At 36.4% G+C, this 8,489-nt stretch carries 10 protein-coding genes and 1 pseudogene; 3 read left to right on the top strand and 8 right to left on the bottom strand.

Annotated features, from left to right (window positions below; all coding sequences use genetic code 11):
* Positions 1-709: 709 nt before the first annotated feature.
* From nadS to AC3CAU_RS16680, 6 genes are all read right to left on the bottom strand, one after another.
* Entirely contained in the window at positions 710-982 is a 273-nt protein-coding gene (gene nadS / locus AC3CAU_RS16705; RefSeq protein ID WP_303578103.1) for a NadS family protein, read from the bottom strand.
* A complete protein-coding gene (locus tag AC3CAU_RS16700; protein ID WP_303578104.1) occupies positions 975-1,295 on the bottom strand; it encodes a type II toxin-antitoxin system RelE/ParE family toxin in 321 nt (106 codons plus the stop codon). The genes nadS and AC3CAU_RS16700 overlap by 8 nt, the downstream gene beginning before the upstream one ends.
* A 118-nt stretch (positions 1,296-1,413) precedes the next feature.
* Positions 1,414-1,743, bottom strand: coding sequence for a four-helix bundle copper-binding protein (locus AC3CAU_RS16695; RefSeq protein ID WP_447054488.1), 330 nt, complete (start codon positions 1,741-1,743; stop codon positions 1,414-1,416).
* A gap of 780 nt (positions 1,744-2,523) precedes the next feature.
* Entirely contained in the window at positions 2,524-2,835 is a 312-nt protein-coding gene (locus tag AC3CAU_RS16690; RefSeq protein ID WP_303578106.1) for a hypothetical protein, read from the bottom strand.
* Between the two features lie 388 nt (positions 2,836-3,223).
* Positions 3,224-3,409, bottom strand: coding sequence for a YqaE/Pmp3 family membrane protein (locus AC3CAU_RS16685; RefSeq protein WP_303578107.1), 186 nt, complete (start codon positions 3,407-3,409; stop codon positions 3,224-3,226).
* An 18-nt stretch (positions 3,410-3,427) separates the two neighbouring features.
* Positions 3,428-3,709, bottom strand: coding sequence for a mobilization protein (locus tag AC3CAU_RS16680; RefSeq protein ID WP_303578111.1), 282 nt, complete (start codon positions 3,707-3,709; stop codon positions 3,428-3,430).
* Positions 3,710-3,918: 209 nt separating this feature from the next.
* On the opposite strand from AC3CAU_RS16680, the gene mobQ reads away from it, so the two are divergent.
* The 3 genes from mobQ to AC3CAU_RS16665 all read left to right on the top strand — a co-directional run bounded on the left by mobQ (position 3,919) and on the right by AC3CAU_RS16665 (position 7,473).
* Positions 3,919-5,355, top strand: coding sequence for a MobQ family relaxase (mobQ, locus tag AC3CAU_RS16675; RefSeq protein WP_303578112.1), 1,437 nt, complete (start codon positions 3,919-3,921; stop codon positions 5,353-5,355).
* 584 nt (positions 5,356-5,939) lie between these two features.
* A complete protein-coding gene (repM, locus tag AC3CAU_RS16670) occupies positions 5,940-6,860 on the top strand; it encodes a replication initiation protein RepM (RefSeq protein WP_447054487.1) in 921 nt (306 codons plus the stop codon).
* A gap of 67 nt (positions 6,861-6,927) precedes the next feature.
* Positions 6,928-7,473, top strand: a complete 546-nt coding sequence (locus AC3CAU_RS16665) for a plasmid replication DNA-binding protein (RefSeq protein WP_447054486.1) — start codon at positions 6,928-6,930, stop codon at positions 7,471-7,473.
* A 220-nt stretch (positions 7,474-7,693) separates the two neighbouring features.
* On the opposite strand, the gene AC3CAU_RS16660 is transcribed toward AC3CAU_RS16665, so the two are convergent.
* Both AC3CAU_RS16660 and AC3CAU_RS16655 read right to left on the bottom strand, forming a co-directional pair.
* The gene (locus AC3CAU_RS16660; protein WP_303578110.1) at positions 7,694-7,909 is read right to left on the bottom strand and encodes a cold-shock protein; all 216 of its coding nucleotides are present in this window, start codon (positions 7,907-7,909) and stop codon (positions 7,694-7,696) included.
* A 344-nt stretch (positions 7,910-8,253) separates the two neighbouring features.
* Positions 8,254-8,489, bottom strand: a pseudogene (locus tag AC3CAU_RS16655) (KGG domain-containing protein); the annotation flags it as partial.

Here is an 8,489-nt window from a genome sequence, read left to right as displayed (position 1 = left end):
ACTGCACTCGTAAACCGGATAAACTTGCAATAATGACTTTCGCAAGAGATCTATTTAATAAACTCAAATCTAGTAGCACTATGATCTCTAAATCAAAATAATCTGTCACCAAGTAAATCAAAGATGTCACTATATAAATTATTCTGTGTATTGCTTTTTATAAGCTTAAAAAATTCTAATATACCTAGAGTACACTACCTACTTGTGATAATAATTAATAATAAGATACTCTCCATTTAACATAATGGCGCTTATACGAAATGCGATTGTAATAATCTTTTAATATCAATTAATTATATTAAAATAGAAAACTCAAAAAAAGCAAAAAACCGGCTTGGAAACAAGTCGGTTTTTTTATGAACAGTTTTGATATATTCCGCCAATAAAATTGATCAATATTTAATCAAATTGAAACTTTTCTCAATGTTCCCGGACTTCGTAGGGTAGAAAATATCCCCAATTTCTGCGGATAAAAAGGGGACAGTTTTTAGCCGGTCTTGTACGCATTTGCTCACATCAATTACGGCCCTTTGCGGCTATACGATCTTGCTGCAATTTCCTATGATGGATTCATCGGGAACAGGAAGTTCCACACAATAATAAGAATATAGATACGCACAAGGACAGTAAGGTACGACAGGAGTTATACCGAGCGAACCAATACGAAAAACCCCGGCAGGATGCCGGGGTTTTTTATTATCTAAACTTATTAAATTAAAGTTGGATGAGCATCTAGAATACGAATTAAAGTCGCGGCAGGACCAGTTGGATAGCGACGGCCTTGTTCCCAGTTCTGTAGAGTTCTTGCACTGATATGAAGACGTGCTGCAAATTCAATTTGGCTCAAACCTGTCTTTTCACGGACTTCTTTAATATCAGGTAGTTCAAGCTCGGTAACTCGGCTTGCTTGAATCTCTTTACGTTTAATTGCGCCTGCTTCTTTAATCGAAGAAACCAGATCATCAAATAAATTGTTATCCATGAAGTTGCTCCTTCACTAATTGACGAAGAATAGCTGTTTCCTTATCTGTCAGGGTATCTTTTACTGATTTTGGATAAGCCACCAAGAAAAAGATTTGATGATCTTCATTAACCCAGTAATAGATCACCCGGATACCGCCACTTTTTCCTTTATTGCCTTGAGCACAACGTACTTTACGAATGCCACCACCATTTTTAACAACATCACCTTTATCAGGTTGAACCAAAAGATCTTGCTGTAACTGACGATATTCTTCATCAGACACAAGCTCTTTAATTTGTTTGGTAAAAATACTGGTTTCTATAAATAACATGAATTAAATACGTCAATGGCGTATAAGAATTTTAGCAGTTCTACAATGAAAAAACGAGAACTCTAAGCTCTCTGTTATTCATTGAGTAAATCCTAAACTCAACTAATTCTTTTATTTATCAGACAACCATTTTTCGACATTCGGCGGCACATTCACGGCAAGCATCAGCACATTGCTGGCAGTGTTGATGCTCATGTTGGCTACATTCATCTGCACAGTATTCACAAGCCTTAGCGCAAAGCTCACAAATTTCTTTCATAAAAGGAGATTCTTTTTGCTCCATACGAGCACAGAGCTGACAAATATCTGCACAATCTAGACAACGCTGAATACACTCCCGCATCATCTCTAAATTTTCTTCTTTTAGGCAGGCATTTGCACAACTGGTACAGGCAAGGGAACAGCTCATACATGCCTTCGCACAATCTGAAAATTGGATATCGTTCATCATACTTTCCTAAAGCCACTTGATTTAAGAACAAGCTAAGCAAAGAAAAGCATATACACTAGGCAGGTTAAGTGAGGAAAAGTAAAATAGTCATAGATTTTGTTAAATGGTTTTAGATGCTGGCTTTGAGTGATTTAGCTGCTCATGTATTCAATACATATAAAAATATGATCTACTTTCATTCTTATTTTTCTATAATTTTTCTAAAATCACCCTATGCACGTTATGTGAAGTCAAAAAACCGTAGATCTAGGATCCATGCTTCATATGATTTATACGATGGAAAGTGTAGTGAATTGGATAAGAAAATCGTAACCCTCTAATTCTTTATTTACTTCTTTGATCTTTTTTTCGAACAAAGAATTAGAGAGTTAAATTTACTGCTGCCCTTCTCTATCTATATTTGTTTATTGTTATTCTGAGCCTGATTAAACCACTTATTGATTAAATACTCATCATCAAAATAAAAGATATCATCACTAACTTGTAAGTTAGTGTGACTAAAATCACATATTATTTAAACTTACAAATCATCAAAACGGACTTGGACGGTCATAGTCATTAATAAACCACTGATTTTGTAGGGTAAAGATTTTTTATGTCACGTATAGATCTAAGACTTGCTTTAAACGTACTAAATCAATGTTCCACGGCTTCTAACCTGTTGATTTTAGGTTGGGGATCTTGGCTGCCATTACGTTACTTTGGGGTGTACTCCAACTTTACACGACCCAAAAATTCTGGCTCAACAGAAGTGCTTTGAAAAGAATCTTATTTTTATTATCTATTATTTTTAGCAATGAGAGTTCCTAACATGATGATAAAGGTACTTACTCCCCCTATAACCAAGCTCATTAGGCTCATTTCTAAATGTAAAATCTCCTGCCAATGATTACTTTTATTCCACGGCACATGAATGCCATATCCGGATAAAAAATTTAAAGCACACAAAACAAGGAAGCTTATAAGAGTTGAAATTATTAAAGTAACTATAAGATTTTTCCAAATTTTACAGCCTACTAATAAAGTAATAACTGTTAAACCTACTAATGCAATTATTGATATTAGTAAAGCAATATTCCAATATTCCATTTTTATTTCTCATAAATAATTTTAAATTTAGATGATAAAAATCTTATAGTTAATTTTTACTTATGATATTTAATATAGGATTATTATGGTAATTAGGCAATATGATCATCTTCAAATTTTTCTAATGTAGCCAATACGAAATTAGAAATTTAGTCCCGTACCTGGAATTCACAGACTTTATAGAAAATATAAATAAAAAAACCACACCCGAAGGTGTGGATAATGAAGGAAAACACATTTTCAAGATTAAGAGAGAAACTACAGCTAGTTTCCTATTTCTATTTTCTATTTAATTTTATGGTTTTTATAGGTATTAAATATTTCCAGAGTAAAAACATGATAGCTTCATGTATAGATTGAATTAACGGTACTTTAAAACCTCCACTCTTTAACGGAATGCTCTTCTAATCTTTTGATCTGTCTTATACTGCGATAAAGCATAAACTGCCCAAATCGCAGCCGGAATCCAGCCTAAAACAGTGATCTGAAGGATCAAACACATAACCCCTGCAAATGGTCGGCCTATGGTAAAAAAAACCAACCAGGGAAAAATTAAAGCCAATATCAATCTCATACTAAATATTCCAATACCCTATGCAGTTAAAGAATTTAAATTAAATAACTTGCGGTCTCTTTCATCCGTCAAATAGCGATCCATCTGGGCAATCAGTTTTGCCCTGGCCTGTTCATCTTCTTCGGTAATTTTTAGCATGCAGGATCCGATCAAAATCTTACGTCTGGTATCATCCTTTCGCGCCTGTTCTTTCTCTTTGGCTTTTTCTCTTGCTAGTGCTGCTTGTCTTTGAGCTTTTAACTGTTTCAGCTTTTCTTCCTGGGCCTTAATCTTGCTGTCCAAATTTTCAGTAACGCTCATTAATTCAATACCATCATCCTGGGAAAACATCCCTAACATAAGCGCACTTGAATCTGCATTCAAGGTACTATATGTATAGTAATGTTTTCCTCGAAGAGCGCACTTATGCAAACTTCGTTTGCAAGTACGATTGGGGTTCCCCCAATACCCCAACAACCGTGGAACGGTTGTAATTCCACTTCGTGAAATTTAAAAAGCAAAAGGCAGTCATGGCGATATACCACTTTTCAGTCAAAACCGTAGCACGATCAGCAGGGCGTTCCGCCACTGCTTCGATTGCCTATCGGGCAGGTGAAAAGATCTATTGCGAACGTGAAGGAAAAGAACATGACTACAGCCGGAAAACCGGTGTGGAATACAAAGAAATTTATTTACCGGAAGGCGCACCAAAGCATTTAAAAAACCGGGAAAGACTCTGGAACGAAGTTGAACAAAGAGAAACGCGAAAAAATTCAACCGTAGCCCGGGAATTTGAAATTGCTTTTCCAAGTGAATTGAACCAGGAACAACGCCTGGCCATGCTCGAAGAACTATGTTCTAGCATTGTGGAAAGACACCAGGTTGCAGTCGATGCCTGTGTCCATTCACCGCATACCGGATCCGGCAGTGATGAACGCAACTATCACGCGCATATCCTGATGAGTACCCGGAAACTGACCCCGGAGGGATTCACAGAGAAAACCCGGGAACTGGATCAGAAATACAGTGGAGAAATCGAGCACTGGCGTGAACACTTTGCCGATATCTGCAATATGCACCTGGATATGGCCGGATTCACAGAACGCATTGATCACCGCAGCTACAAAGACCAGGAAATCGGACTGGAAGCGACCCTGCACGAAGGACCGAAAGTCACCGAACTACGCAGACAAGGCATTGAAACCGAAATCAGCCGAACCAACGACGAGATCAAACAGAGAAACCAGATCCAGCTGCAATACAGCAAAAATATGGACATGCTGATTGCTGAAAATGAGATAAAACTCAGCACATTGAAAACTGAACAGCAGATTCAGATCAAACATAGCGCTAAAACGCCACCAATTGACGAAAAAACCGTGTTTGAGCAAAAACAGAGGGAAACCCTTGTTCAACTGCTAAAAGGCGAAATAAGCGCAAAAGAGGCGAATCTAGGCCTGGATTTTATGCAGGATGTTTTTAAAAAGGCAGAAAATACCCTAAGCAAGCTGCAAAAGCATACAAATGAGTTCAATCAGCATCTCGCCCAGGAGATCGTGAAAAACGGACTCAAGCAGAGTCATGACAAATTGCAAAGCCTAGTGGATCAACACAACGAATTAGGCCAGAACAAACCATTGCTGTTTGGAAAAAAAGCGTGGGAAGCACAACGTGACGCGCTTTACCAGGAACACAAAAAACTGAAAGGCCGACATGAACACCAGAAAAAAAATGGTGTGAAGGATTTATTGGAAAATGAAAAGTTCAAAGAACATGCCTGGAAACAGTACCAAAAGCAGCATCCGGCCAAAGCCGAGCAATACCAGAGTCTACACGGGTCCTACCGGATCATTAAAAAATATGTGGATGAAATCAAACTAGAACAACAAATGAAACTCAGACAAGAACAACAGCTCAAAGCACAGCAGCATGCACCGAAAATGAAATTTCGTGGCATGAGTCGATAAACAGAGCGAGTGTCTACGAGCGAACTGAGAAAATTTGCCCATCCCTTTCCCTGATTACAAGCTCCCTATCCATCAATCACTTTGATTGCAGAGCATCCCGCATGGGTGCGAACTTTCCAAGTTTGGTTCTCAAACCGAGCGCAGCGAGCAAAAAAACTTATGAGCGAAGCGAATTCCGAGTCGCTTTTGCTTTTTCTAAAAGTCACGAAAATATGAACTAAAAATTGCCCCGACGAATCGAGCGAAAGCGAGATTCAATAGAGTTTGAGCGAAGCGAAAACCAAGGGCAATTTTTCTTTGCTTGGGTTTTTAATTGTTTTTAATGTTTTTAAATGTTTTTCCAGACGGCAAAAGCATTGATATTAAAGGGTCCTAGCTTGTATATAAAGACGTTTAGTTACCCATATAAAGACGTTTAGTTACCCATATAAAGACGTTTAGTTACCCATATAAAGACGTTTAGTTACCATATAAAGACGTTTAGTTACCCATATAAAGACGCTGTTTATACTTGTCTTTTTAAAGATATGTATTAGTATGTCTTTAAAAGATATTAACTACTTATATAAAGACTTTTAGTTACCATGAAAAAAGATCTAGTTATTAAAACAAATCGTTTAAATCAGGCATTTCAAATGCTTTCCTTAGCAGAATTTCATATTGTGCAACTTGCCATTGTCGATGCCAGAGAAACGGGTACTGGGTTAACAACAGACACCCCTTTGCGAATTGATGCTCTCCGTTATGCTGATGTTTTCGACACTACCCGGCAAAATGCTTATATAAGAATGAAAGAAGCTGAAGAAACTCTATTTAATCGCAGATTTAGTTTTTTTGATGAAGATGGAAAGCTAGTAAAAAGTAGATGGATTTCTCAAGTTAAATATTTAGACAATGAAGGTGCTATTGAAATAGTTTTTACCCCCGCAGTTGTTCAGGGTATTAGTCGAATTAATGGCGTAAAAGAATTCTTTACTCAGTATCTTCTAAGTCAAACATCGCAATTAAAGAGTGTTTATTCAACAAGGCTTTATGAATTACTGATCCAATGGAAAAATACAGGGAAAACTCCTATATTTGAAATACAAGATTTTCGGGCACAACTAGGATTAGATATCAATGAATACAAATTGATGAGTGATTTTAAAAAACGAGTTCTTGATTTAGCCGTTAGTGACATTAATGAAAAAACAGATATTAAAACTAATTACCAACAATATAAAAAAGGACGTTCAATTACTGGGTTTTCATTCACCTTAAAACATAAAAAAAATATTGATAAATCAAATGAGGTTGAACAAAACACATCCGATATTTTTATTAAATTAACAGATTCTCAACGCCATTTATTTGCAAATAAACTTTCAGAATTACCGGAGATGAGTAAGTACTCTCAAGGAACAGAAAGCTATCAACAATTTGCTGTACGGATTACAGATATGTTACAAGATCCAGAGAAATTAAAAGAACTTACACCATTACTGCGAAAAGTTGGCTTTCAATAAATGGTGTCAATTGACATTGGAAAGTTAACAGTCAAGCATTCACATAACTTAAAACCTAGTTTACATTATGAAAAAACTATCAGTTTCAGAGTTGGCTAAGCTCTATGGATATTCCAGACAAGCTATATATGCCCATATAAATAAAGGGAATTTATCAAAAGGTTCAGATGGGTTAATTGATTTTTCAGAAGCCTTACGAGTGTTTGGGGAACCTCAGATAAAGGCTAGCACTGTCAATCAAAGTCAATCAATTAACAGTCAAAATTTGACTGAAGTGGACATGCTTAAACGACAAGTTGACATGCTTGAAAAGCAATTAAATCAATCATTACTTAGAGAAAATCAGTCCATAGAAAGAGAGTCTTTCTATCAGGAACAAATTGAAGCCATGCAACGTCTATTAGATGTTCCAAAACCTAATATGACTACGTTTACCGATCAGAAATCTAACCGAGATATAGCAACAGATCCTCGGTTAGAGTCAGAGACGAACTATGACGGATTGACTACTTCTGAACAAACAAAAGATAAGAGGATTCCAGTACCAGAACATGTTGAACCGGAGCCGCCAAAAAGAGGCTTTTTAAGCCGGTTTTTCCTACCGAATGGCTAAGAATACTGTTTACGCTGGCTAATGAAAGATTTCTAAAATTGGTTAAGAAATAGGCGTATTGTTTGAATGATCCTCTAAAAAGCCCAGTTTCTACAAACTGGGCTTTTTAGAGGATCTCGATAAGTTGTTATTCTAGAATTTAAGCAGTAAATTAAACCTTTTTATAAATCTGATATATAAAAACGTAGTAAGTATGTGCTTCTAAATTAACTGGCCTTATTCATATAACGACAATATTCACAGCACTTGGTCCTTTTTGACCTTGAACTACGCTAAATTCAACCTGTTGGCCTTCACTCAAAGTTTTGAAACCTGAGCTAGCGATTTCGCTAAAATGAGCAAAAACATCAGGGCCATTTTCTTGTTGAATAAAACCAAAACCTTTAGTTTCGTTGAACCATTTTACAGTACCTTTAACAACATTTGAGTTTGACATAATAAATCCTACTAATTTTGATTAATTTCAGCTATTTCAGTGAATAAATAACGCGGAAACTTAGATTTTGAAATATGTTTTATGAGCTTATTGTTTAAAATTACTTCTATTTACTAAATTTTTTAGCTTTATATATTCTTCTCTATCTAAACAATTTTTCTAAAAGTTATAAATTAGCTTTTGTAATTTTTTACTATTATATTGTTGTCATGAAATATTAGTATAAAAATAGCTCTATTTATTATGCTTTTTTAATATAATTATTATTTATATACAGTTAAAAAACGTAGATATTAAATCTACGTTTTTTAATAATTTCGGAAAAAGTCATAGAATTTTTTTAACTATCTCGACGTAAATCTTCCCTGTTCATCACGTGCTGGGGTTCTACCAGAGCCACGTCCGCCTGAACGTCCGCCACGATCATCATCGTCATCATCACGGCTGCTGCTGCGACCACGTCCACCTGAGCGTCCGCCACGATCATCATCGTCATCATCACGGCTGCTGCTGCGACCACGTCCGCCTGAGCGTCCGCCACGATCATCATCGTCATCATCACGGCTGCTGCTGCGACCAC

The sequence above is a fragment of the Acinetobacter sp. GG23 genome, from assembly GCF_057766365.1.
The sequence above is the reverse complement of the archived record's forward strand: the minus strand, read 5'-3'. Positions and strand labels throughout refer to the sequence as shown.

Coding starts and splice junctions, on each gene's coding strand:
- AC3CAU_RS16695 (WP_447054488.1), bottom strand. CDS start 1,743: ATGAACGATATCCAATTTTCAGATTGTGCGAAGGCATGTATGAGCTGT.
- mobQ (WP_303578112.1), top strand. CDS start 3,919: ATGGCGATATACCACTTTTCAGTCAAAACCGTAGCACGATCAGCAGGG.
- AC3CAU_RS16700 (WP_303578104.1), bottom strand. CDS start 1,295: ATGTTATTTATAGAAACCAGTATTTTTACCAAACAAATTAAAGAGCTT.
- AC3CAU_RS16660 (WP_303578110.1), bottom strand. CDS start 7,909: ATGTCAAACTCAAATGTTGTTAAAGGTACTGTAAAATGGTTCAACGAA.
- AC3CAU_RS16690 (WP_303578106.1), bottom strand. CDS start 2,835: ATGGAATATTGGAATATTGCTTTACTAATATCAATAATTGCATTAGTA.
- AC3CAU_RS16685 (WP_303578107.1), bottom strand. CDS start 3,409: ATGAGATTGATATTGGCTTTAATTTTTCCCTGGTTGGTTTTTTTTACC.
- repM (WP_447054487.1), top strand. CDS start 5,940: ATGAAAAAAGATCTAGTTATTAAAACAAATCGTTTAAATCAGGCATTT.
- AC3CAU_RS16680 (WP_303578111.1), bottom strand. CDS start 3,709: ATGAGCGTTACTGAAAATTTGGACAGCAAGATTAAGGCCCAGGAAGAA.
- AC3CAU_RS16665 (WP_447054486.1), top strand. CDS start 6,928: ATGAAAAAACTATCAGTTTCAGAGTTGGCTAAGCTCTATGGATATTCC.
- nadS (WP_303578103.1), bottom strand. CDS start 982: ATGGATAACAATTTATTTGATGATCTGGTTTCTTCGATTAAAGAAGCA.